Origin of the sequence: Zarconia navalis LEGE 11467 (assembly GCF_015207075.1) — a bacterium.
In the GTDB taxonomy this organism is placed as follows: Bacteria; Cyanobacteriota; Cyanobacteriia; order Cyanobacteriales; family Geitlerinemataceae; genus Zarconia; species Zarconia navalis.
Window position 1 is genome coordinate 1 of sequence record NZ_JADEXN010000010.1, and the last position, 26,150, is coordinate 26,150.

General features: G+C 47.0%; 16 protein-coding genes and 1 pseudogene. 11 read left to right on the forward strand and 6 right to left on the reverse strand.

Annotated elements, in window-relative coordinates:
* Window positions 1–125 precede the first annotated feature (125 nt).
* Window positions 126–371: a photosystem I iron-sulfur center protein PsaC gene (psaC, locus tag IQ235_RS01335; protein ID WP_012307203.1), complete on the reverse strand. Its 246-nt coding sequence runs from the start codon at window positions 369–371 to the stop codon at window positions 126–128.
* 181 nt (window positions 372–552) lie between these two features.
* Window positions 553–1,446, reverse strand: coding sequence for a CoB--CoM heterodisulfide reductase iron-sulfur subunit B family protein (locus tag IQ235_RS01340; protein ID WP_264319699.1), 894 nt, complete (start codon window positions 1,444–1,446; stop codon window positions 553–555).
* Between the two features lie 184 nt (window positions 1,447–1,630).
* On the opposite strand from IQ235_RS01340, the gene IQ235_RS01345 reads away from it, so the two are divergent.
* Window positions 1,631–2,536: an alpha/beta fold hydrolase gene (locus tag IQ235_RS01345; RefSeq protein ID WP_264319700.1), complete on the forward strand. Its 906-nt coding sequence runs from the start codon at window positions 1,631–1,633 to the stop codon at window positions 2,534–2,536.
* 61 nt (window positions 2,537–2,597) lie between these two features.
* Here the strand turns inward: IQ235_RS01345 and IQ235_RS01350 are convergent, their stop codons facing one another.
* The 3 genes and pseudogenes from IQ235_RS01350 to IQ235_RS01360 all read right to left on the reverse strand — a co-directional run bounded on the left by IQ235_RS01350 (window position 2,598) and on the right by IQ235_RS01360 (window position 6,495).
* On the reverse strand, window positions 2,598–2,744 hold the full coding sequence (locus IQ235_RS01350) for a hypothetical protein (RefSeq protein WP_264319701.1): 147 nt from the start codon (window positions 2,742–2,744) through the stop codon (window positions 2,598–2,600).
* Window positions 2,745–2,765: 21 nt separating this feature from the next.
* Complete coding sequence (locus tag IQ235_RS01355; RefSeq protein WP_264319702.1) at window positions 2,766–4,748, reverse strand: glycoside hydrolase family 10-like protein; 1,983 nt, start codon at window positions 4,746–4,748, stop codon at window positions 2,766–2,768.
* Between the two features lie 317 nt (window positions 4,749–5,065).
* Window positions 5,066–6,495, reverse strand: a pseudogene (locus IQ235_RS01360) (YifB family Mg chelatase-like AAA ATPase).
* 358 nt (window positions 6,496–6,853) lie between these two features.
* Between IQ235_RS01360 and IQ235_RS01365 the strand changes: the two are divergent.
* From IQ235_RS01365 to IQ235_RS01410, 10 genes are all read left to right on the forward strand, one after another.
* Window positions 6,854–7,864: an NAD-dependent 4,6-dehydratase LegB gene (locus tag IQ235_RS01365; protein ID WP_264319703.1), complete on the forward strand. Its 1,011-nt coding sequence runs from the start codon at window positions 6,854–6,856 to the stop codon at window positions 7,862–7,864.
* Window positions 7,865–7,881: 17 nt separating this feature from the next.
* A complete protein-coding gene (locus tag IQ235_RS01370; RefSeq protein WP_264319704.1) occupies window positions 7,882–9,063 on the forward strand; it encodes a LegC family aminotransferase in 1,182 nt (393 codons plus the stop codon).
* Window positions 9,053–10,213 carry a UDP-N-acetylglucosamine 2-epimerase gene (gene neuC / locus IQ235_RS01375; protein WP_264319705.1) on the forward strand — a complete coding sequence of 387 codons (1,161 nt, stop codon included), beginning with the start codon at window positions 9,053–9,055 and terminating at the stop codon, window positions 10,211–10,213. The genes IQ235_RS01370 and neuC overlap by 11 nt, the downstream gene beginning before the upstream one ends.
* A 2-nt stretch (window positions 10,214–10,215) precedes the next feature.
* Window positions 10,216–11,298, forward strand: a complete 1,083-nt coding sequence (neuB, locus tag IQ235_RS01380) for an N-acetylneuraminate synthase (protein ID WP_264319706.1) — start codon at window positions 10,216–10,218, stop codon at window positions 11,296–11,298.
* The gene (locus tag IQ235_RS01385; protein ID WP_264319707.1) at window positions 11,295–11,933 is read left to right on the forward strand and encodes an acetyltransferase; all 639 of its coding nucleotides are present in this window, start codon (window positions 11,295–11,297) and stop codon (window positions 11,931–11,933) included. Before neuB ends, IQ235_RS01385 begins: the two co-directional genes overlap by 4 nt.
* The gene (locus IQ235_RS01390; RefSeq protein WP_264319708.1) at window positions 11,930–12,985 is read left to right on the forward strand and encodes a nucleotidyltransferase family protein; all 1,056 of its coding nucleotides are present in this window, start codon (window positions 11,930–11,932) and stop codon (window positions 12,983–12,985) included. Before IQ235_RS01385 ends, IQ235_RS01390 begins: the two co-directional genes overlap by 4 nt.
* A 62-nt stretch (window positions 12,986–13,047) precedes the next feature.
* The gene (locus IQ235_RS01395; RefSeq protein WP_264319709.1) at window positions 13,048–13,800 is read left to right on the forward strand and encodes an acylneuraminate cytidylyltransferase family protein; all 753 of its coding nucleotides are present in this window, start codon (window positions 13,048–13,050) and stop codon (window positions 13,798–13,800) included.
* Window positions 13,801–13,891: 91 nt separating this feature from the next.
* Complete coding sequence (locus IQ235_RS01400; protein WP_264319710.1) at window positions 13,892–16,822, forward strand: class I SAM-dependent methyltransferase; 2,931 nt, start codon at window positions 13,892–13,894, stop codon at window positions 16,820–16,822.
* A gap of 24 nt (window positions 16,823–16,846) precedes the next feature.
* Window positions 16,847–19,708 carry a tetratricopeptide repeat protein gene (locus tag IQ235_RS01405; RefSeq protein ID WP_264319711.1) on the forward strand — a complete coding sequence of 954 codons (2,862 nt, stop codon included), beginning with the start codon at window positions 16,847–16,849 and terminating at the stop codon, window positions 19,706–19,708.
* Window positions 19,709–19,786: 78 nt separating this feature from the next.
* Entirely contained in the window at window positions 19,787–25,531 is a 5,745-nt protein-coding gene (locus IQ235_RS01410; protein ID WP_264319712.1) for an O-linked N-acetylglucosamine transferase family protein, read from the forward strand.
* On the opposite strand, the gene IQ235_RS01415 is transcribed toward IQ235_RS01410, so the two are convergent.
* The coding region (locus IQ235_RS01415; RefSeq protein ID WP_319592533.1) for a CheR family methyltransferase at window positions 25,504–26,150 on the reverse strand (647 nt) is incomplete at its 5' end. The two genes, IQ235_RS01410 and IQ235_RS01415, sit on opposite strands and share 28 nt — an antisense overlap.

Genomic DNA, 26,150 nt, shown 5'->3' on the forward strand with positions numbered 1-26,150 from the left:
ATATGGCGACTGCTATAAAAGATACATTTATGTTAGATCGGACTGTCCTAACCTCACTGAATACAGCTATATACAACAAGGAGGGGAAGCCACTGACTTCCCCTCCTAAAAACCCTCAATAACCGTCAGTATGCCAAGCCCATACTGCGAGTGGTTTCTGCTCCAAGATAAACTCGGATGCTGAGGAAGTCGGTCGGACAAGCAGTTTCGCACCGCTTGCAGCCAACACAGTCTTCGGTGCGAGGGGAAGAGGCAATTTGCCCCGCCTTGCAACCATCCCAGGGAACCATCTCTAGCACATCGAGGGGGCAAGCCCTGACGCACTGGGTACACCCAATACAAGTGTCGTAAATTTTAACGGAATGAGACATTGAATAAAAACCCCAAACGAGTTTTCAACAGGATTTATCACCAAGAAACTGAAAATCGACCTTTTAGCGGTATGCAAAAGGGTTCGATCGTCTTCAGAATCATGGATCAGTTTATCGTGTTGCTGATTGTCGCATCACAAAATGAAGCAAAACTTTAACAAAGGTAAAGTCCGAAATTGCCCTAAAAACCAAGTTTTGTCAAGACGGGTTGCGTGGAAACGATGTGCCGTTCCAGTCCCAATTTCTGAGGTTCGATGCCCAATGCCAACCCCACCAGTTGAGGCAAATGCAGCACCGGAAGCCCTAGAGGTTGTTGGATAACTTTTTCCACTTCCGGCTGGCGGGAGTCGAGGTTGAGATGGCACAGGGGACAAGGGGTGACCATACAATCCGCCCCAGCATCGAGAGCTTCTTGGATGTGGGTTCCCGCCATTTTAAAGGATTGGTCTGTAGCATAGCTCGACAAAGGCCAACCGCAACACTGAGTTCGCCCGCGATAGCGAACGGGGGTCGCACCGAGGGTCTCAAACAGGTTTTCCATCGACTGAGGGTTGTGGGGGTCGTCGTAGGGGAGGTGAGTTTGAGCGCGTAGCAGGTAGCAGCCGTAAAATGCCGCGCACTTGAGACCGGATAGCTGGCGGCGGACGCGCTTGCTAATGGCTTCTAGGCCGTAATCGGCAACCAATGCCCAGAGAAGGTGTTTGACTTCGGTGGTGCCGCGATAGGGGGAGCAATGTTCTTTGGCCAGCAAGCCGTTGACTCGATCGAGATAGCTCGGATCGTTGTTTTTTTGGTCTTTGAGCCGTTCGTCTACATGACCGATGACCCCCTGACAGGTGCTGCAATGGGTGAGTAGGGGGAGGTTGAGTTCTTCGGCGAGGGCGATGTTGCGGGCGTTGACGGTATCTTCGAGAAGCTGGGACTCTTCTTTGAACGTGCCCGAACCGCAGCAGGCGGCTTTTTTGAGTTCCACGAGTTCGATTCCCAGTGCTGCTGCTAAGGCTTCGGTCGATTGGTACAGTTCGCGACAAGCACCTTGGGCAACGCATCCAGGGAAGTAGGCGTATTTGGGCATTGGGAAGTGGGGGATGAGGGTCTAGAAAAATTGTATAGACTCGGGGCGATCGTATCTCTCTATATTTGGCTTTTCTTCGGTTCTAGGGACGGATGGCGGATTACCGAAAGGGCGATCGCGATACAATCTTAATAAGATTTGCTTAATATTTCTTCAAAAATAGAATTTGTACTTCAGACCAACGATGAAAACCCAACCCAATCCCACAGTAGACGAGATCGAGGGAAAATACTGGCAGTGGCGCGGCTATAACGTTCATTACATCAGTGCGGGCACTCCCCATCCCCAACGTCCGCCCCTACTCTTAGTCCATGGGTTTGGTGCGTCGACCGACCACTGGCGCAAAAATGTGGCGGGTTTGAGTGGCGAATTTCAGGTTTTTGCCATCGATTTATTGGGATTCGGGAGATCGGAAAAACCGGGCATTACTTACAGCGGCGAACTCTGGCGCGACCAACTTCACGATTTCATTACCGAAGTTATCGGTCAACCGGCCGTGTTGGCGGGGAACTCTTTGGGCGGATATGCGGCTTTGTGCGTGGCGGCACAGCGCTCGAACTCAGCGGTGGGGTTAGTGTTGCTCAACAGTGCCGGGCCCTTTAGCGACAGCAAACCGAAACCCGATGCTAAACCCTCACGGAAACGTTTATCTGGGATGCTGCAATCGCTGGCTCGACAAAAGTGGGCAATTTGGCTGGTTTTCCAAAATACGCGCCGCAAGTCGGTGATTCGTAAAACCTTAGAAAAAGTATATGTCGATCGCAGCGCCGTAACCGATCGATTGGTAGACGAAATTTACCGTCCCTCGGGCGATCGCGGTGCATTTGGAGTGTTCGCATCCATTTTCAGTACTCCCCAAGGGGAAAAGGTCGATATTTTGCTGCAACAACTCGCGTGTCCGCTGCTGATGCTGTGGGGAGAGGGAGATCCTTGGATAAACGCACGAGAACGGGGGAAAAAGTTTCGCCAGTTCTATCCCCAACTGACGGAATGTTACCTCGATGCCGGACACTGTCCCCACGATGAAATTCCCGATCGGGTGAATGGATTGATTCGGGAGTGGATAGCACAAAACTGGAGCTTAGACTAAAAGATTGATGTCATGAAAACGATCGGGTCAGTATTTATTCATCGGGCACGATCTCGTTAGATTAGGACATTGTAGGGGGAAGGCAACCGTGAGTGGTGACAACGGTCTGTGGCAGTTGGTTTGTCGATGCCCCAATATTTGGCAGAAAACCCGGAGTCGGGGGGTTTCCCCCAGCAATGCCAGCTCCCCCGGCAACGCCTGCTCGCATCCACCCGAATCTAAAAACCTCTTACCGCGCGGCCAGGATGCGATTGAGAATCACCCGATCGCCGTAACGCAGAAGAGTTGCAAGGGTTTCGAGTCGATGTTCCCAAGTTTGAACCTGGTAGGAATGTTCCGAGGCTTCCAATCGCATCCAGTCCTCAAACCCAGTTTGGTACTCGGCCAGGCGCTCGCTCGCCACTGCCAAATTCGACCCATTGGGTTCGGCGGCAAGTCGATCGAGAACCTGTGCTAACTCTGCCGTACTTGCTTGCCACTGGCTCAATTCCGGTTCCCGAATCCAAAGTCGATCGTCGGCCAACAATACATCCCATTCCTGCTGGAGGGCGGTAAATCGGGTGGCTGCCGTTTCAAATGGCTGGCGGAAAGGGATCGGTCCGGTGGATGTCGGGGCTTGGGTGCGGGTGAAAATTTCGTAGAGGGGATCGGTGAGAACGGTGGCGGCAAACAAAGCATAGCCCCCAACTGGTAAATCTCGCAGGGCTTGAATTTGGTCGATGGCAACGATAGCCAGTAAATCGTGCAACTTGACGGACGGAACCACCAAAGCCGAACCTCCGCGCTCGAGCAACGGTTCTGTAATACTTTCCAGGCGGTTTGTATCGCGGGCGTAGGTCATCGGAACCACCAGATCCACCGTACCGTCTTCCACCCAGTTTTCCCAATGCTGCTGAATTTTGTGAATGCGATCGTGGGTGGATTGGTAAAAAACGGCCACCGACAGAATCAGATTGGGGTCGCGATCGCGCAGCCATTGAGATACCTCGGCAACAAAAGAATCCACTTGTCCGGTGCGAAACTCCGTCCACTGTTCCCACAAATCCCGATCGTCGGGAGAAATATCGCTCGGATCGATACCTGCAAGTTCTTCAAATGCTTCGCGTGCGGCAATGCCGTAGCCGTAAGTCCGCTTGGCGCTGGGATCTTGAAAAGGATAGCGAATGTAGTCGAGTTGCAGGCCATCCACATCGTAGTTGGTGACGATTTCATCGATTGCTCGCAGCAAATACCACCGGGCTTCTGGATTCGCCGGATCGAGGAAGGTTTTGCCCGAACCCAAATGCCGCATCCGTCCGGAATTATCGTAGTTCGCCCAATCGGGATTTTGCGATAGCACCGGACCAGGGTAATCGTCTTTTTCCCCAACAATTTGGTTGTGGCGTTGATTGCCCACCGCAAACGTCCACATCCAGGCGTGGAGTTCCATATCTCGCTCGCGGGCCAACTCCACCGCACTTTCTAGGGGATCCCAGTTATTGATGAGGGGATTTTGCTCGGGCATCACCCGACTGGGATAGATGGGATACCCAGCGTTGATGGTTTCAAAAAAAACTGTATTGATTCCAGCTTGTTGGAGGCGATCGAACACCCGTGCCAACCCTTCTGGGGAACCCGCATCGACGATCGTCCCCCGATCGAGCCAAATCGCCCGCACTTCCGGTACGGCGCGGGGGCGATCGTTGGGATAGCTCTCCCACAGGCTCGATCGCGCCGTCAACCAGCTCGATCGCGCCTGGGCGTATTTACCCTCGCTGACTAAATCGTTAAACTCGTGCAAAACTTGACGAGCGTTTGCGATCGCCCGATCGGTTTGTGCCGTCGGAGCGCCTGTGGAAACCGCTTCCCCATCACTCCCCTTGGTATGGCTGCCGACGACGTGACTGTTGGCATTGGCTGCGAGCAAGGCACTCTGCACCCGTCCCAAGAGCGATCGCAACTCCCGATGCATTTTCAGTTGCTCGAAGGGGGGAATCGGCGCGTCACCCGGTTCGACTTGCAAACCCGGTGGGGCCACTTGCGAGGCCGGATCGCTCACATCATCTTCTGTCGGGACGACTTGGACGATCGGTTCTCGATCGATCTGTTGTCCGGAGACTGGATGAGCCGCCGCCAGAATCGGTTCTATTTCGGAAACGGAACCTCCAGCGACGAGGCTAGAAACAGCCAAAAAAATTTTGGCTGGGACTGTTTTCAAGGGCCAGTTTGTCATTATTTGTGAATCGATCGATAGGTTATCAGGAAGTTAGGGATTTTTCACCTCAAGGTGCGCGCCATCGGCAACGGCTTTAGAACATTAACGTCTTCCGCTCACTTTACCGAAAAATGTCACCCTGAAGGGATTGCAGCGTCTGATTCCAATGGTGCTTCGAGAGGGGGTACAATTCGACGAAATCCATGGCTTATAAACTTTATACAAGTTCTCGGCACTTCAATCCGGGATGGCGATGGGGAAGAGTCTGGAGCATTTTAGATTGTAAATCGCATGATTTTTGGCATTCCACCCATGCCCCACATCCAACACCCCAATCACTGCATTCGATCGATCGTCCGATACTGAATTGCTTCGGCAACGTGGGCAGGCTTTAAGGCTGCATCCCCTGCTAAATCGGCGATCGTCCGCGCCACTTTCAAAATGCGATCGGTGGCCCGCGCCGAGAGTCCCAACTTGCGAATTGCCCCCTCCAGGAGGTTGCGGCTGGTATCATCGAGTTGGCACCATTGGCGCAACTGCTGGCTTTGCATTTGGGCGTTGCAGCGAATTGTTTCTCCCTGAAATCGAGTCGTAGCGCGATCGCGTCCCGCCTGCACCCGTTCCCGCACCGGCAGCGATTCCTCACCCGTCGGCTGCTGGGTAATCTCCTCCGGCTTCAAGCGATTCACCGCCACCTGCAAATCGATCCGATCCATCAGCGGCCCGGATAATTTCGCCCAATATTGCTCCCGATGGCGCGCAGAACAGGTACAGGGTTGAATCGGATCGCCAAAATAGCCGCAGGGACAAGGATTGGTACTGGCCACTAATGTAAATTGCGCTGGAAAGCTTACCGATTGCCGGGTGCGGGAAATGGTCACGTAGCCATCTTCGAGAGGTTGGCGGAGAAATTCCAACACATCTCGCTTAAACTCCGTCAACTCGTCGAGAAACAACACCCCCCGGTGTGCTAGGGAGATTTCCCCCGGCTTCGGATAGCTGCCGCCACCCACCAGAGACGGCCCCGATGCGGAATGGTGGGGACTGCGAAACGGGCGATCGTTCACCAGTTGCCCCTTCTCCCGCAGCAATCCCGCCACCGAATGAATTTGGGTGACATCGAGGGCTTCATCGAAAGTTAGGGGGGGCAGAATCCCCGGTAAGCGCCGCGCTAGCATGGTTTTACCACTGCCTGGCGGGCCGACGAAGATGCAGTTGTGCCCTCCGGTAGCGGCAATTTCGAGGGCGCGTCTGGCGTGAGTTTGCCCCTTCACATCCTTTAAATCCAACCCCATGGTGCGATCGCCCTGCAACTCTTGGCGGGCATCGATCGCAACGGCTTCGTACTTGTCAGGGTCGTTGAGAAAATCCGCCACCTCCCAAATACTCTGCAATCCATACACCGATAACCCTTCCACCACCGCCGCTTCCCGAACGTTCCCAGCCGGAACCACTAACCCCGCCATCCCCATTTTTTGAGCGGCAGCAGCGATGGGTAGCACCCCCGTCACCGGATGGGCAGATCGAAGCTGGGGCCTTCTTTTCTCAAATCCGCTGGCGTGAGGTTCGTGACGACCCGCTTGAGGGGGAACATATACCCGGAGTTTTTCAGCGCTGCTTTGACTCGTTCTTTGGATTCCTGAACCGCAGCATCGGGTAAACCCACCACCACAATTCCGGGCAAGCCACCGGAGACATCAACTTCCACTCCCACTTTGACGGCATCAATTCCGACGAGGGTCGCACTCCAAACTCTTGCCAGCACAGGTGTTTTCCTTATTGCGATCGACTTTTAATCCCACCATAGCCTAGGGAAATCTTGAGGTCGATTGGCTTTGGCAGGAGTCGCGAGGCGATCGCACTTTGGGGTAGAGTATTCCAGGTATGATACGATCGAGTACTAAAACAACGATCGAATCTCAATCTCGACAGGTTAAGTTCGAGCGATCGTTCGCAACATCAAATCTTTTCGCAATGCATGTCAGTTAGCAGTTAACTTAGCGGAAATAGAGTCTGGTTGTGTTCAGCTCCACTTGCACGAAATCAGATTTCTGTGAGGTCTTAGTAACTCGCTAGTTCTGAACGGCAAAGGTCAGATAGGTTCGCGGTAAAGCAAAAGTCTTATGTGTTTAGAACAACAAAAAATATTAGTCACCGGTGCTGATGGTTTTATTGGTTCTCATTTAACCGAAACATTGGTTCGGCAAGGTTGTAGCGTTCGAGCGTTTGTTCTATATAACTCGTTTAATTCTTGGGGCTGGCTCGATCGATCTCCGAAGGAAATACAAGACAGTCTAGAAATATTTTCTGGAGATATTCGCGATCCCTATGGGGTCAAAAAAGCAATGCAAGGTTGCGATATCGTTCTTCACTTGGCAGCCTTAATTGCAATTCCTTACTCTTATCATTCTCCCGACACTTATGTCGATACAAATATTAAAGGGACATTAAATGTCGTTCAAGCCGCAAGAGAACTAGGAGTCCAGAAAGTCGTTCATACATCAACGAGTGAAGTCTATGGCACCGCTCAGTTTGTTCCAATTACAGAGGAGCATCCCTTGCAAGGTCAGTCTCCCTATTCTGCTAGTAAAATTGGGGCAGACCAAATTGCCATGTCTTTTTGCTCTTCTTTTAAAACGCCCGTTGCAATTATCAGACCGTTTAATACTTATGGTCCCCGGCAATCGGCAAGAGCTGTTATTCCCACCGTTATTACTCAAATTGCCAACGGTCAGCGCAAAATAAAATTAGGTTCGCTACACCCGACTCGAGATTTTAACTATGTCAAAGATACCGTGTCAGGATTTATCAAGATGGCTGAATCTCAAGCAGCTATTGGACAAGTGATTAATATTGGCAGTAACTACGAAATTTCAATCGGTGATACAGTTCAGTTAATTGCGGATGTCATGAATGTTGAGATTGAAATCGCTTCTGATGTCCAGAGATTTCGTCCAAAAGATAGTGAAGTTAACCGACTGTGGGCGGAGAATAAAAAAGCAAAAGAAATCATAGACTGGCAGCCAGCCTATGGAGGTCGCGAAGGGTTCAAGCGTGGATTAAGTGAAACTGCTAACTGGTTCACAAACCCTGAAAACTTAAAGCAGTATAAATCCAACGTATACAATATCTAGATGATTCGCAAGATGTAATGAGTTCGATCGATTTAGAAGGTTTACTTCAGGCTATACGAACTGTTAGCGGACTGGAGCGGGAATGGGTTGGGTTACACGAGCCAATATTCCAAGGAAATGAGTGGGAGTATGTAAAAGAATGCCTGGATACAAGATGGGTTTCTTCTGTTGGGAAGTTTGTCGATCGGTTTGAGATCGAACTTGCTCAGTATACAGGCACTCAACGAGCAATTGCTGTGGTGAATGGAACGGCAGCCTTGCATATTTGCCTCCAATTAGTAGGCATTCAGGCAAATGACGAAGTCCTTATCCCCACCATGACATTTATCGCGACAGCCAATGCTGTCGCCTACTGTAATGCCATTCCCCATTTTGTGGACTCTGAAGAAAAAACATTAGGTCTCGATCCCAAGAAGTTAGAGAACTACCTCGATCGAATTTGCGATCTTCGACCTGAAGGGTGCTTCAATCGAGATACAGGACGCCGAATCAAAGCGATTATTCCCGTACATACATTCGGTCATCCGGTGGATCTCGACGAACTCGTCAAAGTGTGCGATCGCTTTAAATTAGAGCTAATTGAAGATGCTGCCGAGTCTCTCGGAAGCTTTTATAAAGGTCGTCATACAGGAAACTGGGGACGAGTTTCCGCTCTCAGTTTTAATGGCAATAAAATTATGACAACTGGAGGCGGTGGCGCAATTGTAACCAATGATAAAGACTTAGCTTCCCTTGCCAAACATATTACAACAACGGCAAAGGTTTCTCATCCTTGGGCATTCAATCACGATCGCATTGGATATAACTATCGCCTCCCCAATCTGAATGCAGCATTAGGATGCGCGCAATTAGAACAAATGCCAGAATTCTTGGCAAAGAAACGAGCGATCTCCCAAAAATATCATCAAGTTTTCAACCAAGTTCAAGGAGTCAGCTTTTTTTTAGAACCCGAGTTTTCCCGTAGTAATTACTGGCTCAACACGATACTCATCGATCGTACTGAAGTAGAGCAGCGAGATAAAATTCTCGAACGAACTAATAGCCAGGGTGTGATGACTCGACCGGTCTGGACTTTAATGCATAAACTGACAATGTTTGAAAATTGTCCGAAGATGGATCTTAGTGTGGCAGAAGATCTAGAAAAGCGAGCGATTAATATTCCCAGTAGCGTTTTTCTCGCAGAAGACGATGAATCGTAAAATTTGTGTCGTGACTGGCAGTCGTGCTGACTATGGCTTACTTTACTCGGTGATACGACTCATTCAAAAAGATCCAGATTTATCTCTTCAAATTATTGCGACCGGCTCCCATCTTTCTCCTAATTTCGGTCTAACGTATAAGGCGATCGAAGGGGATGGATTTCAAATTGATAAAAAAGTTGAAATGTTGCTCTCTAGCGATACATCTGTGGGGATTGCAAAATCGATGGGGTTAGGAATTATTTGTTTTGCAGATGTTTTAGAGAGATTAAAACCGGATATTATCGTAGTTTTAGGCGATCGCTATGAAATTTTAGCCGTGTCTCAAGCCGCCCTAGTTTTTAACATTCCCTTAGCACATATAGCTGGGGGAGATACGACAGAAGGGGCATTTGATGAAGCGATTCGTCACAGTATTACGAAAATGTCGCATTTGCATTTCGTCACAAACCACGTGGCAGCACATCGAGTTCGACAATTAGGCGAAAATCCAGAGTATATTTATAATTTTGGCAGTCCGGGTATTGATGGAATTCTTCGATTAAAACTTTTAACCCGAGACGAACTTTCTCAAAGGCTCAATTTTAAATTCAGAGAAAAAAACTTACTCATTACCTATCATCCCGAAACCTTAGAGTCTCAAGAAAATAATTATACTTCCCTTCAAGAGCTATTAACCGCTCTCGATCGACTTGGAGATAGATTCGGGCTGATTTTTACACATTCCAACTCCGATCCGCTGGGTCAAACGATGAGTCAATTGCTCGACGATTATGCAAAAAGTCGTGAAAATGCAGCAGTTTATACTAGTCTCGGACAACTGCTTTACTTCAGTACGATCGCTCAAGTTGATGCGGCGATCGGAAATTCTTCGAGTGGTCTTTACGAAGTGCCCTCGTTTCAAAAACCAACCGTGAACATCGGCAATCGTCAAAAAGGTAGAATACAAGCGTCATCAGTCATTAGTTGCATTCCTAAAGCCGATAAAATCGAGCAGGCGATTCAGATGGCGATGAATAAAGACTGCTCTCAAACGGTAAATCCCTATGGAGATGGTCGAAGTTCTGAAAAAATCGTGACGACTCTTAAAAATATCCCCGATCTAAAATCTCTATCTCCAAAACATTTTTTTGACATGAATTCAGATTAATCATGAGTCAAGGTCGTGTATATATCATTGCTGAAGCCGGTGTTAATCATAATGGCTCTTTAGAATTAGCCAAACAGCTTATTGATGCAGCGGCGATGGCAGGTGCAGATGCTGTAAAGTTCCAAACCTTTAAATCCGAGCGAATTGTCAGTCGAGTGGCTCCAAAGGCAGAATACCAAGCCCAAGCGACCGATCGACTTGAGTCCCAACTCGAAATGCTCCAAAAACTGGAGCTAAGTCTGTGCGATCATCACGTTTTAATCGATTACTGCCAACAAAAAGGTATCCAGTTTTTATCAACGCCATTCGACTTAGACAGCGTCGATTTTTTAGCTCGCGAACTCAACCTTCCTCGACTCAAGATCTCCTCTGGAGACCTCACAAATTTTCCCTTACTGTTGCGAGCATCTCAAACCGGTAAACCGATCGTTCTTTCTACGGGAATGAGTACTCTCGGAGAAGTCGAAAGTGCATTAGGTGTCTTAGCTTTTGGCTACATCCGATCGAGCGAGCCACCCTCTGTGGCAGCATTCCAAGCCGCTTATCGTTCTGAAGCCGGACAAGCAGCGTTGCAAAAACAAGTTATCTTACTTCATTGCACCACAGATTATCCCGCACCTTTTGCGACAGTCAATTTGAAAGCGATGGAGACCTTGAGAAGTGCGTTTGGACTACCCGTTGGCTATTCCGATCACACCCCAGGAATTGCGGTCACCATTGCTGCTGCTGCTCGCGGAGCTACTGCTATTGAGAAGCACTTTACCCTAGATCGAACCCTACCCGGCCCCGATCATCAAGCTTCTTTGGAACCGGACGAACTCACCACGGCCATCGAATCAATCCGCCAAGTGGAACTGGCTCTGGGAATCTCGACCAAAATGCCCACCTTGACTGAATTGAAAAATCAAGTTGTCGTTCGTAAAAGCCTGGTTGCCGCTCGTTCGATCGAAAAAGGAGAAGTCTTTACAGAACAAAACCTGGCGATTAAGCGTCCTGGTAATGGAATCTCCCCCATGGAATATTGGAATTTACTGGGTTGCCGTGCCACGCGAAGCTATCAAGAAGACGAATCGATCGAGCTATGACTTTTGAGATTATCGTTCTCGGTGGAGGAGGTCATGGCAAAGTTTTAATTGATGCCCTGCATCGACAGGGACATCAAGTCTTGGGAATTACAGAGCGGAACGTTCGGGAAGATTCTCCATCTGTGTTAGGCATTCCCATCCTTGGTGGTGACGATATCGTTTTGCAATATCCTCCCGATCGTATTAAGCTCGTTAACGCATTAGGCTCAGTCTCGAGTTTGAGTAAACGGCAACAGCTCTTTGAGAAGTTTAAACGTTCGGGATATCATTTCTTAAGTGTCATTCACCCGGGCGCGATCGTCGCGGCAGACGCTCAGCTCTCAGAAGGGGTTCAAATCATGGCCGGGGCTGTTATTCAAGCTGGGGCTTCGATCGGAGAAAATACAATTGTCAATACTCGCGCGGTCGTCGATCATGATTGCGAGATTGCAGCGCACGTTCATCTGGCTCCAGGAGTTGTCCTATCCGGCAGCGTGAAAATTGGGCAAGGCTCCCATATTGGTACGGGAGCGACAGTGATTCAAGAAATTCAGATTGGGATGAATAGCTTAGTTGGTGCGGGTGCCGTCGTCGTTCGAGATATTCCTCCAGATACTAAAGTATTGGGCATACCCGCAAGAGAGGTCAAACGATGACGACAAAAGATTGGAGAAAAGCGCTCATTTCTCCACGGGAATCAATTCGTAAAGCGATCCAAACTATTGATGTGAGTGCGATGCAAATTGCGCTAGTTGTCAACGAACAGAAGCAACTTTTAGGGACTGTCACTGATGGTGATATTCGTCGAGGTTTGCTCAAAGGTTGCTCTCTAGACGATCCGGTTTCCAGCATTATGAACGAGCGGCCAACAGGGGTCAGTACAGAAGCAACTGACGAGCATATTTTAGCGCTGATGAAGCAGAAGAGCTTGCATCAAATTCCCGTTGTCGATCGACAAGGAATTGTGCTCGACTTAGTCTCAATTTCTTCTTTTTTAGAACCTCCACGAAAAGATAATTGGGTCGTTTTAATGGCTGGAGGATTGGGAACTCGCTTATCACCTTTAACTAACGATTGTCCAAAACCCTTATTAAAAGTTGGCGGAAAGCCAATTCTAGAAAATATTCTCAATAGCTTTTTAGAATCTGGATTTTATAATTTTTTTATTTCTGTCAATTATAAATCACAGATGATTGAAGAGTATTTTGGAAATGGTTCTCGCTGGGGAATCAATATTCATTATCTACGCGAGTCTCAAAAACTCGGTACGGCGGGGAGTTTGAGCTTGCTTCCATCCGTACCTCAAGAGCCATTTTTTGTCATGAATGGAGATTTACTCACCAAAGTTAACTTTTTTAATATGTTAAGTTATCATGAACAGCAAAATAGTGTAGCGACTATGGCTGTTCGCGAGTATGAATTTCAAGTTCCATTTGGTGTCATTAATTCTCAGGATAAAAAAATTAGTTCTATTGTTGAAAAGCCTGTTTATAAGTTTAATGTCAATGCCGGAATTTATTTATTGAATTCATCTTGTCTAAAAAATATTCCATCTCGAGAATATTATGATATGCCCGATCTATTTAAGTTGTTAATTCAAGAAGAGGAAAAGACCCTGGCTTTCCCAATTTGGGAATATTGGTTAGATATCGGTCAGCTTAATGATTTTCAAAAAGCGCAGCAAGAATTTCACAATGTATTTGAGTGAGGATTTGAACGAACTTGAAAATTATACGGTTGATATTTACATAAATATCTCTTGAATTTTTCTTGGCGATTGCAACCCTTGCGACTGCAACAATATTTATAATGACTAAACCCAAACGATTATGTACGATTTGTGCTCGCGGTGGTTCGAAAGGGGTAAAAAATAAAAATATCCGACCTTTGCGAGGAAAGCCATTACTCGCTTATAGTATTCAACAGGCAAAAGAGTCGGGCTTATTTGACGAAATTGCACTCAGCAGTGATTCCCAGGAAATTTTAGAGATTGGTCAACAGTGGGGAGCATCTCGCCTCATCGAGCGTCCTCATGAATTAGCAACGGATGAAGCCGGAAAACTGCCAGCTATTCAACATTGCGTCGAAACGGTAGAATCGATTCTGGGAACTAGATTCTCAGTCATTGTAGATTTGGCTGTAACATCTCCTCTACGCTTAGTCCAAGATATACATGAAGCTGTACTTTTGCTAGAAAGCCAGCAAGTTTCCAATGTTCTTTCAGGGAGTATCTCCCACTGCTCTCCCTACTTTAATTTAGTAGAAGTGAATGAGGAAAGGGTTGTTCATTTATCGAAGTCCACAAATCCACCCATTGTACGACGACAAGATGCACCAGTATCGTACGAACTCAACGGCTCCGTTTATGTTTGGTCTCGAGAGGGTTTAATGAATCAAAATTCTCTATTTTTACCCACTACGAAAATTTTTGTCATGCCGTACGAAAGATCGATTGATATTGATACTGAAATTGACTTTACATTAATCGAGCTTCTTTTGCAAAAAGAAATCAAATTTAATTAATATTTTTATTGAAAGCAAACTGAGTTTTTTATATTTTGTCATAAAAAAAATTGGTAAATATATAGATTAAGTTAAACTTAAATCAGAAAATATGAATATTCTTGTATTTGCTCCATATGCAATTAATACACCTCATTTTGAAACCGAATTAGAAATCATTCAAAAGCATTTAGATGTAGGAGATAAAGTCACTGCGATCGGATGTAATGCCAACTTAAAAGCTTGCGATGCTAATTTTGCTCATTACTATTTACAATGTTTGAACTGTATTTCCAGACGGATTGAAGGCTTAAAACTTCTTTCTCAATCCATTCCGGTTAAACCACTTTATAATTTAACCGAACAAAATAAACGAGAAATTGAATCTTTGCCAACTAGCTTTTCAAGTCTAGAAGAACTCAAACGCTTTACAATCGATAACTTCGACCTTGGATTTGCGGTTTTATCTTCCTTAATTTCCGCCATGCGAGATCCGGAACCCGATTTAGCAAAAGATCGAGTTATCGTAGAAAAATTGATGAAGCCGTCTCTAGCCGCCTATCGATCGATTCAAAATTACTTGTCTGCGGGAAACTTCGATCGCGTCTATGTTTATAATGGGCGCTATGTTCCCATGCGTGCGGCTTTTCGAGCTTGTCAAAGTCAAGAAGTCGATTGCTTTTTGCATGAAAAAGGTAGAACGCTAAATCACTATAATTTATGGAAAAATAGCCTGCCTCATGATATTGCTTATACCGAAAAACTGATTAGAAATGTGTGGTCATTGTCCAATGATATCAGCAGTCAAGAAAAAATTGCATCGGGATTTTTTCTCGATCGAATTCAAGGAATATCGAGAACTTGGTACTCTTATACCAAAGAGCAAGAACAAGGTTTATTACCCAAGACTTGGGATGATGAAAAAATTAATCTTGTTATTTTTAACAGCTCTGAGGATGAGTTTAGTTCCATCGGCGACCAATGGAAAAATCCACTTTATGAAAGCCAATATGAAGGCTTAAGAAAAATTATCGAATCTGTTAAAGATGACGAGCGCCTTCACCTCTACTTGAGAGTTCACCCGAATCTTAAAAATGTTCAAAATAAACAAATCGACCAAATTAACGCTCTAAAAGCTCCTAACTTAACGGTCATTCCACCCGATAGTCCTGTCAGTAGTTACACTCTGCTCAAAAATTCCTCAAAAGTAGTAACATTTGGCTCGACAATGGGAATTGAAGCGGTGTATTGGGGCATTCCTTCTATCTTGGCAGGTCAATCGTTTTATCGAAATTTAGGGGGAACCTACAACCCCAAAACCCACGAAGAACTCCTCGAACTACTCTATGCCAAGCTGCCGCCAAAAGAGAAAACAGCAGCTCTCATGTATGGATATTATTTCAGTACTTGGGGGATTTCATTTAAGTATTATGAAGCCTTAGGAATTTATGAGGGGAAGTTTAAAGGGGTGAGAATTCAACCAAAGATTACGGTGGATTTAGTAGTCTCTCAAGCACTCGAAGAACTCAATGTCAATCAACATCCAGACATTGCTTTAAGTTTATTCGATCGGGCGATCGCCGCACAACCGAACGTTCCCGGACTTCAATACGGGAAAGCCGTGGCGTTAGCTCGAATGGAACGCACCGCAGAAGCAATTGAGACGTTACAAGCGTTGTTAAGCGTCATGCCAGCGCATCGGCAAGCACGGGGATTGCTCGACGAACTCCAACCCGTTCGGGAACGGGTTATTGACGATGCGGAATTTCAGGAATTCCTACCGATTATTCGTCCCCATACTTCCTTGAGTGATGCCAGTTTGTATTCGCTATTTTCTCGAGCCAAACAGGTGTGCGAGCAAAATATTCCCGGTAATTTTATTGAGTTGGGAATAGAAGGGGGTGGCGAAACGGCGTTAATTGCGGTAGCCATTAAACGTTATAGCAAACAAAAACGTTGGGTGTACGCATTTGACGAAAAGAACAATGCAACGGTGGCGAAGGTTCGCGAAATCTGGGCGAAATTGGGGGTGACGGATATCGTTAAACCGATCTCGGGAAACATTCGAGAAACGGTTCCAAAAATGCGATATATTGTCGGCGTGCTGGCATTGGTACATCTGAATCTCGAAGACGATTCGATCGCCAAAACCATCTTGGATATTTTATATTCTCATATCGCCAACGATGCTTTAATTCAAATCGATCGATACCGCCATTCCGGAGGCAGCCACCGGGCATTGCAAGAATTAGCAGCAGCGCGACAGATTCAGTTTAATTTGAATGCGATCGATACGACAAGTGTCTGGTTCCAGAAACCCGATCGCTATCCTGTTAACTCTATCCTCAATTTAGAACTCGTCAAAAACTTTACTGAAGACGATTCAACGAATTATGGCATCCAGAGCCAAATGTCAATTAACGAGCGCTTTCAACTCTATTATGCTTTGCGCGAGCTTTTACCTCGACTTCCATCACCTTTTCGCTTTGTCGAAATTGGCTCGTGGGCAGGAGGTTCGCTGCTTCTAATCTGTAAAGCGCTCAAGCGCATGACTCCATCCGTGCAGGGAATTTCGATCGATCCCGGTGGGTTGCCTCAGTTGCACCAAGTGCTTCAATATCTTCAAAATGATGTTCGGCATCTGCGAATGTTTTCCCATCAAGCCGTACCTCACCTCAAGCAATTTTTCGATCGAGATGGCAATTTGCCAACTTTTATGTTTATCGATGGCGACCATACCTATGAAGGAGTACGGCGAGATATCATCGACTATTTTCCACTTTTGGCCCCTGGCGGTCTGATGGTATTTCATGATTATTTACCACCACTCGATCTCCAAAATCGAGAATCCATTTTATTCCACCATGCAGGTAACGAGCCAGGAATTCGCCAAGCTTGTCAAGAAGTCATGGAAGCGACTTATGGCTGTGAAGTAGTGAATATTCCGTTGCTATATCCAACCGATCCGGCTTCTACTGATGCGAGTTTGCCGATTATTCCGGGTGTCTCTTCAACTTTACGAGTCTATCGCAAACCGCTCTAGCGACTTCAAGTAGATAGAAGCCTTATGAAAACGATTCAAGTCTTACATATTATTCAGCATCTGAGCCGAGGTGGTGCCGCTCGCTCGTTGATGGCAACTGCAAAGTATTCCTCAAAGCTAAGCAATATCAAACATACAGCCGTTTCTCTGCTGCCCGCCGAACCTGAAGCCATTGGCATTGCTCAAAAATCGGGAATTACGATTTTAAATGCTCCCGAACGTCCAACCATTCAAACAGCGATTGAGAAGTCCGATCTCGTCCAAATTCATTTTTGGAATAATCCCGAACTTTACAAACTTCTCCACTCCAACTTACCCGCAATGCGATTGTTGGCTTGGTTTCATGTGGCTGGAGATTTCCCCCCACAAATTGTCACAAAACAAGTCATCGATCTAGTTGATTTTGCCCTTGCCTCAAGCCCATATACTCAGGATATTCCTGTTTTTCAAGGGTTATCTCCTGAGGTCAAGGCGAAGAAAACGGGTATGGTCTATGACTCAACCGACTTCGATCGACTCGCGAATTTCAAGATATCTCCTCACTCCACTTTTAATGTGGGCTATATCGGGATGGTTGACTTTGTCAAAATGCATCCTCGATACGTACAAATGAGTGCTAAGATCGACGTTCCCAACGTGCGTTTTCTCGTTTGGGGGAGTGGTGGAGCGTGGAACCATCTGCGCCAACAAGCTCAACAACTTGGGGTTGCCGAACGATTCGAGTGGCGTGGCTATGTTGAAGATATTCGATCGGCGATCGAAGTTTTTGATGTCTTTGGTTATCCCCTATGCGAAAATAATTACTCAACCGCAGAACTGATACTGCAAGAAGTAATGTATGCAGGAATTCCGCCGGTTATTTTTGCCCACGGTGGCGCGCAACGAACGGTTATTCACCAGCAAACGGGTTTAATCGTTCGTTGCGAAAAAGAATACAAAGAGGCGATCGAATATCTCTATCACCATCCCGAAGAACGGGCGAGATTGGGAGGCAATGCTAGAGAATATGCCCAAAAATATTTTGGGGCAGAAAATGCCGCAAAACAGCTCAATGCCATTTACAAAAAATTGATACAACAGCCCAAACGTCGGCGGATTTTGGGTGTGTCGGTGGGAGAAAGGTTACTCGATCGACCGGTTACGCTGCAAGATTTGATGGGAACGACTCCTTCAGGTGCAGAACTATTTATTGAATCTTTAGGGGATGTGGCACCACATTTTTCTGTGAGTTTAAACTCGCAAAATATCCAGGAATTATTTGATGCCGATCGTCAAATTGCAACATCTTCTCCAATTATGTGTAATCCCGGTGGTGGTGGAGTTTTAAATTATCGATCGCACTATCCCAATGATGGCTATTTAAGATTGTGGTCGGGTTTAATATTTCAAGAAAAACAACAGTATTCACAAGCGATTTCTGAATTGAAAGGGGCGATCGAGTTGGGGTGCAACCACTGGCGCGTCTCTTGGTATTTGGCGAATGTTTACGAAAAAGTGGGTTCGATCGAACTTGCTAAAAAATCCGTTCAAACGGTCTTACAAACCGTTCCCAACTTTACAGAAGCAAAATCGATATTGGCTCGTTTGTCTTCTCAATTGGAGAAGTCCATACAACAATCGACTTCAACTCTTTCTGAATCCTTGCCAGGTTTAACGATCTTCACCACCACCAAGCCTTTTGAGGGACATCCAGGGATGATTCAGCGCAATGCCGTTCAAAGCTGGACGATGCTGAATCCCAAGCCAGAAGTCATACTACTGGGAAATGAAGCCGGGGTAGCCGAAATTTCCCAAGAATTAGGGTTGTATTATCTTCCAGAAGTCGATCGTAACGAGTACGGTACGCCTACCATTCAGGGCTTATTTAATATCGCTCAAATTTCGGCAAAAAATTCAGTTTTAATGTATACCAATGCCGATATTATTTTCTTGAGCGATGTGATGTCGGCGATCGAAAAAGTATCTGCCCAGTTTGAAGAGTATCTGATTGTCGGACAGCGCCATAACTTTGATATTCCCGCCCCGATTAACTTTGCAAATCCGAATTGGGAAACAGGGCTGAAAGAACTGGTTGTTCAACAAGGAAAACTCGAAGCCGATTGCGCGATCGATTACTTTATTTTTACCAAAAATTTGTGGTCGGAAATTCCCCCATTTGCCGTCGGACGGGCGGCGTGGGATATTGCCATGGTATATCGTGCTTTGGCTGCGGGAAAACCCGTCATTGATGCGACGCAAGTGATTACCGCCATTCATCAAAATCACAATTACGGACATCTTTCGGGGGGGCAAACTCAAGCTTGGAAAGGAATCGAAGCCCAGCGCAATCACGAACTGGCTGGGGGGGCATTTCCCAAAGGAATGGGCTATGGCGGCATTGGCTATATTTCCGATGCAACTTGGAAGTTAACGCCGTCGGGATTGGTGAAGAATACCCCCAGAATTGCGGTGCAGCCCACTCAATCTCATTCTCAAGGGACTGTACCAAATCTTAATAGCAATAATCCAGACCAAACGATCGCCCAGTGCTACGAAGCTCTCAAAACTAAACCCAATTCCGCAGATATCTATAAAACTCTGGGTAATGCGTTTCAAGCCAAAGGTCAAGGGGAGGAGGCAATTCGAGCCTATACCAAAGCCATCCAACTCAAACCCGACTTTGCCGAAGCCCATGCAAATTTGGGGAGTATGGCATATTTTCAAAATCAGTTAGATAAAGCGATCGCTTGCTATTACCAAGCAATTCAACTGAATCCCAATTTAGCCGGTGTTTACTTAAATATGAGTGTTGTCTTGAAACAACAAGGTCGGGAGCAAGAAGCGGGTTATTACCAAGACAAAGCCATCGCACTGCAACCGGAACTAGCCAAAACGCAAACCCGATAGCGGCAATTGCACAGCGATCGCTCCCATGTTACGCTCTAAAACCAGACACCCTCGCCACTCTTAAGTCTGGCAACTGCAATGACCCCCTGGCAATTAAAAACACCGGTTGCGCTGCTGATATTTAACCGACCCGATACGACGGCGCAGGTTTTTGAGAGGATTCGTCAAGCGAAACCGCCGAAACTGTTAGCGATCGCTGACGGGCCCAGAGCGGACAAACCCGGAGAAGCCGAAAAGTGCGCCGCAGCCAGGGCAATTATCGATCGCGTCGATTGGGATTGTGAAGTCTATAAAAATTATTCCCAGACGAATTTAGGATGTCGCGATCGCGTTTCGAGTGGCTTAAATTGGGTTTTTGAAACCGTAGAAGAAGCGATTATTTTAGAAGACGACTGCTTGCCGCACCCAACCTTTTTTCGCTTTTGCGAGGAGTTGCTAACGCGATATCGCCATGACGATCGCATCATGGCAATCTCCGGCGATAATTTTCAATTAGGAAGGTTACAAACAGAATCGAGTTATTATTTCTCGTGCTATATGCACATTTGGGGTTGGGCCACTTGGCGACGTGCTTGGCAGTTTTACGACCTGGAGATGAGGCGATGGCCTCAAGTTCGAGATACAAATTGGTTAGGCAATCGACAACAAAGCGAGGTCGCCGATCGATACTGGAGTCGGGTATTTCACAATGCTTACCAAGGATTTAATACCTGGGATTATGCCTGGGTATTTGCCTGTTGGTCTCAAAATGGGCTAATTGCTTTGCCGAGTGTCAATTTAGTTTCAAATATTGGCTTTCGCGAAGATGCAACTCATACGAAAGTTGTGACACCCTTTACGAATTTAAAATCCGAAGCTATGGCTTTTCCCCTCATTTATCAAACCTCAGTTTATCAAAATATTGCAGCAGATAGTTTTACCGAAAAAAATATGTATAGTGGCGATTCTAACCCGATTCAGTTTGCTCCAAAAGAAATAGTCGATCGAAGCCAAAATCCTCAACTCAATCTTTGTAAAGTTTGCGGTTCGATTTCCAATTATTTCGATCGCGATCGACTGCTTCAAAAATATGATGTTAGTTACTTTCAATGCTCGAACTGCGGCTTCGTGCAAACAGAACCACCCTACTGGCTAGAAGAAGCCTATTCTAGTGCGATCGCCAGTAGCGATGTCGGCTTGGTAATGCGGAATCTGATATTTTCTAAAATCGTCAGCAACCTACTTTTAAACGTCTTTGATTCAGCCGGTAAATTTCTCGATTCGGGCGGGGGATATGGTTTATTCGTTCGCTTAATGCGCGATGCGGGGTTTGATTTCTATTGGGAAGATCGATATGCATCTAACTTACTCGCGCGGGGATTTGAAGCGAGTGAAGCTAGTACGAAAACTTTTGAATTGGTGACCGCTTTTGAGCTGTTCGAGCATTTTGTCGATCCGATACCAGAAATCGAACGATTACTCAGTTTTTCTCGCAATATTTTATTTAGCACTGAACTTTTACCGAGCAATAATCCTAAAGTAAGCCAGTGGTGGTATTATGCGACTCACGAAGGTCAGCATATTGCACTATATACAAAAAAAACACTCTCGATTATTGCCAAAAAGTTTAATTTAAATCTGTATTCAAACGGTGTAAATTTGCATCTGCTGACAGTCAAAAAGATTTCACCTTCTATTTTTGAAAAAGTTATTCGCTACCAACCCCCTGCATCGCCTCGACCTTCACTCATCCAGCAGGATTATCAAGCTGCAATTTCTAAAATAGCTAAAACTCGAACGACAATCGTACAAGATATTAAACCAAAATCTTTACCTCAAAAACAGCAGGTTAAAGTATTATTTGATGCGGTTTTCTTTCAACTCTATCAAACCGGAATTGCGCGCTTATGGCGATCGCTTTTAGAAGAGTGGACAACGGTAGATTTTGCCCAACAAATTCTCGTTCTCGATCGCGGTAAAACTGCCCCACAAATTCCCGGACTTCAATACATTGATGCCCCCAGGTACGATTACAATAATACCGAAGCCGATCGCAAAATACTTCAGGAAATTTGCGATGAAAATCAGATCGATGTTTTCGTTTCGTCATATTACACCACGCCAATAACAACGCCTTCGGTATTCATGGCTTATGATATGATTCCCGAGATTGCCGGGTACGATCCGAATAATCCTATGTGGCGAGAAAAGAAATACGGTCTCGAACATGGAACGGCTTATATTGCTATTTCTGAGAGTACGGCGCGAGATTTAACCCGCTTTTTCCCCCAGATTTCTCAAGACTCGATCGCCGTTACTCATTGTGGCGTCAATCCTATTTTTTCGCCAGCCAGTTCCCAAGAAATTGAAAGGTTTAAAAACAAGAATAATATCTCGAAACCCTACTTTATACTCGTGGGTATGAGAGTGGGGTATAAAAATGCGGGTTTGTTTTTCCAAGCTTTCTCGAAACTGGAAAATAAAGTAGACTTTGAGGTCGTTTGTACCGGCGGAGGAAGTCAACTTGAAGACGAGTTTCAAACCTATGTGGGCGACACTCAAGTTCATATGCTGCAACTCAGCGATGAGGATTTGAGTGCGGCATATTCAGGGGCAATGGCTTTAGCCTTTCCCTCCCAATATGAAGGGTTTGGATTACCCGTTCTCGAAGCCATGGCTTGTGGATGTCCGGTGATTACTTGTCGGAAATCCTCGATTCCAGAGGTGGGCGGAGATGCCGTTATTTATATTGGCGAACGAGATGTGGAGGAGATGCTCAATGCCCTGCGGCAGGTTCAAAAGCCAGAGATTCGCAATGCCTTAGTTTCTTCCGGACTCGAGCGCGCCAAGCAATTCTCCTGGTCGAATATGGCTCGTCGCGTTGAAGAAGCACTTATTAAAACTGCATTACAATCGAATTCTCCCGCTCATCAATTTATCGAAATTCCCGCACCGAATCCCGAACTGTTAGCAACTCAAATTCAGCAATATTTAGCGAATCCATCTCAGGCAGCGACGATTCAAGTCTTGCATCAATCTCGCCAGAAACTTGCCGAATATTGGCTGGGTTTGAGTGCCGAGAAACTCGAATCGGCTTATACTGGGGCGATCGGGAAAGTTCATCGCCAATTGTGGAATAGCGGGTTTAAAAACGAAAGTTTGACGGAATCCGAGCAAAGATTAACGACGCAGATTTCTGCAATAGTTGCCCGAGGTTTTGACGCACCAGAAGCCATTCGGGCATTACTCGCTGCCACCTTATATTTCTATCCCCATCAACTCGACATCAAATATCAGCGCGCGCCGATTCCCAATTGGTTTGCTCAAGACTATCTGGCGTTTATGTTTGAATCCCCGCGTCTGTTCAAAGATGTGGGAGAAGTCGATGGCTACTACAACTATTTAACCCACTGGCTGACTTATATATCCAACAACATCAAAAATAATCCCGACAATCCCGTTTGGAATTCTGTCGCCTCTACATATGTCAATAGCGCTAATTTAACCCCGCTCTATTTCAGCGCCAGTCCCACACTGGAAATTACCTTAAAACAGATCGAAACCGATCGCGCCGATATCCTAGAACGCTATCTCAAACAAAAAGGATATCAACTCGACTATACTTTTGGCGATCGCCCCACCCAGCGCAGTAAAATTCGCCTCGGTATCCTCTGTCAAAACTTCTATCCCAGCGCCGAAACATTCACCGGCTTGCCCATCTTTGAATATCTCGATCGAACTCGATTTGAAGTCTATTTATATTCTCTCGCCACCGTCGATGCTGCGGCCGAACAGTTCGTTCGCGATCGCGCCGAACGATGCATCGATTTAGAAGGAAACGAACTCAACCAAGCCGTGCAAACCATTCGCGCCGACGATTTAGATCTCCTCTTTATCGGCAGCAATATCACCGCGCGATCGTACCCCATCGCCTTGCTGTCCCTGCACCGACTGGCGCGCGTCCAAACCGTATCCCTCGCCCAACCCGTCACTACGGGGATGCGCCATATCGACTACTACATTGCCGGAACCCTCTCGTTTCCCCCTGCTAACCCCCAGAATGACTACCGCGAAAAACTCGTCACCGTCGAGGGGTCTGGACTCTGCTTCCGTTTCGGGCCCGAACGCCTGCCAACTCTCAATCCCGATCGATCCAGTTGGGGGGCCACGGCGCAAACCACCGTCTTCATCTCCGGGGCCAACTGTCGCAAACTCAACCCCGAAGTCCGCCATACCTGGGCGAAAATCCTCGCCGCCACCCCCAATTCCATCCTCGTTCTCTATCCCTTCGGGCCGAACTGGGGTCGCCATCCCCAACTCGAAAAACCCTTCTACGACGGGATGCAAGCCGTTTTCGATCGATATGGGGTCGATGGCAAACGCCTCGTCCTCATTCGCACCCTCCCCAGTCCGGCAGACATTCGCAAATGTTTGGAACTCGCCGATGTCTATCTCGACTCCTACCCCTATTCCGGTGCGGCTTCCGCCCTCGATCCGTTGCGGGTGAATTTGCCGCTAGTGGTGATGGAAGGGGAGGAGTTGCGGTGTCGGCAATCGGCATCGCTGCTGCGGGAGTTGCAAATTCGAGATCTAATTGCCCGGAACGAAGAGGAGTATATTCGGTTGGCGGTTTCCCTGGGAACCAATCCCCAACTGCGCCAACAAAAACGGCAACAAATCCAGCAGCAGATGCAGCAGTCGCCGCCATTTCTGGATAGTCGCGGCTACGGGAAGAAAATGGGGGCATTATTTGAAGGGTTGGTGCGCGGAACGGCCGAATCGAGTTCAACCCCACGCAATAACGCCGAGCAAATCGCTACTTCGCCAGTTTCAAGCTATCAAAGTATCAAACCAGCCGTTGACGCGATCGAAGGATTTTTGGTTCCCGGACAAGAAAAGTACTTGTTCGATAAAGTTAAGTCCATGCCCGAAGATGCAACCATTGTTGAAATCGGCTCGTTTCGGGGTCGATCGACCGTGGCGATGGCCTATGCCTGCGTCGGAACGAAGCGGAAAATCTACTGTATCGATCCGTGGAATTTCAAAGGGTCTAAATCGTTCCCCGAAAATATGTTTGAAATCTGGACTGAGAATATCAAACGAAATGGTCTCGACTCCTATGTAACTCCCCTCAAAGGTTATTCTCGCGATATTTTGAGCCGTTGGCCGGAACTGGCGGGAAACCAACAAATTGACTTCATTTTTATCGATGGCGGTCACGAATATGAGGATGTGTTGCCCGATTTTCAGCTCGCATTTCCTCTAGTCAAACCGGGCGGATGGATCGCGTTGCACGATGTGCGCGCCGGTTTTCCGGGGGTCGATCGAGTGTGGGTAGAAAATGCCAGTGTTGCATTGACTCACCACGAGTTCTGTTCGACCATTGCCTGCGGTCGAAAACCGGCGATCGCACCCACTCAAGCCTCCCCCAAAGTCTCTCCCCCAGACCTCAATCGCCTATTGGGATGCGTCAATCTCTACGAAATCGATCCGTCTAATACCTCGATCGTCTCGGAACTTTCCCAATTGCGGCGACAACTCGCAGAGTATTTCCTCAGCCTACCCACCGCCGAACTGGAAACGGTTTACAAAGGAGAATTGGGAAACGTCTATCGAGCCTTCCTCAAAAGCGGGTTTCAAACCCAACCCGTCCCAGAATCCGATCGCCCCTTCGTACAACAACTCACCCAGCAAGGAGCCGGATTTACCCATCCCGGCGCGTTAAATGCTTTCCTCGGAGTCATGCTGTACTACGCGCCGGGAACGATGAAGGTACAAGACCCGCAAACTCGCTTGCCGGGGTGGTTAATTGAGGACTACGAGGGCGTATTTGAGAGCGTTTGAGGCACTTCGGGACGCAACCGATAGCCGATCGCCCGATCGAATTTCACCGACTCAAAAGCGCGATCGGCCCCAAATGGCGTTTCCGTTACCCCGAGAAAGAGATAGCCATCGGGTTTGAGGATTTGCCGTACCCGCGTCAAAATGTTGCGGCGAGTGGGTTTGTCGAAGTAGATTAAGACGTTGCGCATCACCACTAAATCCATCGGTGGGAGGGGCGGCCAAGGGGCGAGCAAATTAATGGTGCGAAACTGCACCATCGATCGAATTGATGGTGCGATCTGCCAACGATCGCCCTGCTGATGAAAGTATCGCGTTAATAATTCCGGGGGCAAACGACGCTCGACTTCCTCCTGGCTGTAAAATCCCCGACGAGCTTTGGTTAGCATTTCCAGGGACATATCGCTGGCAACCAATTCGAGTTCCCATTTTGTCAGCAGCGGAAAATAAGCTTGCAACTCCATAGCCAGACTGTAGGGTTCTTGGCCGCTCGTACAAGCCGCACTCCAGATGTTCAACTGGCGATCGATGCGTCTGTGTTGCAACAACTCTGGAAAAACAGAGGATTTGAGAGCGTCGAAAAAGTCCGCATCTCGGAAAAATGATGTTTCGGTCGGTATCA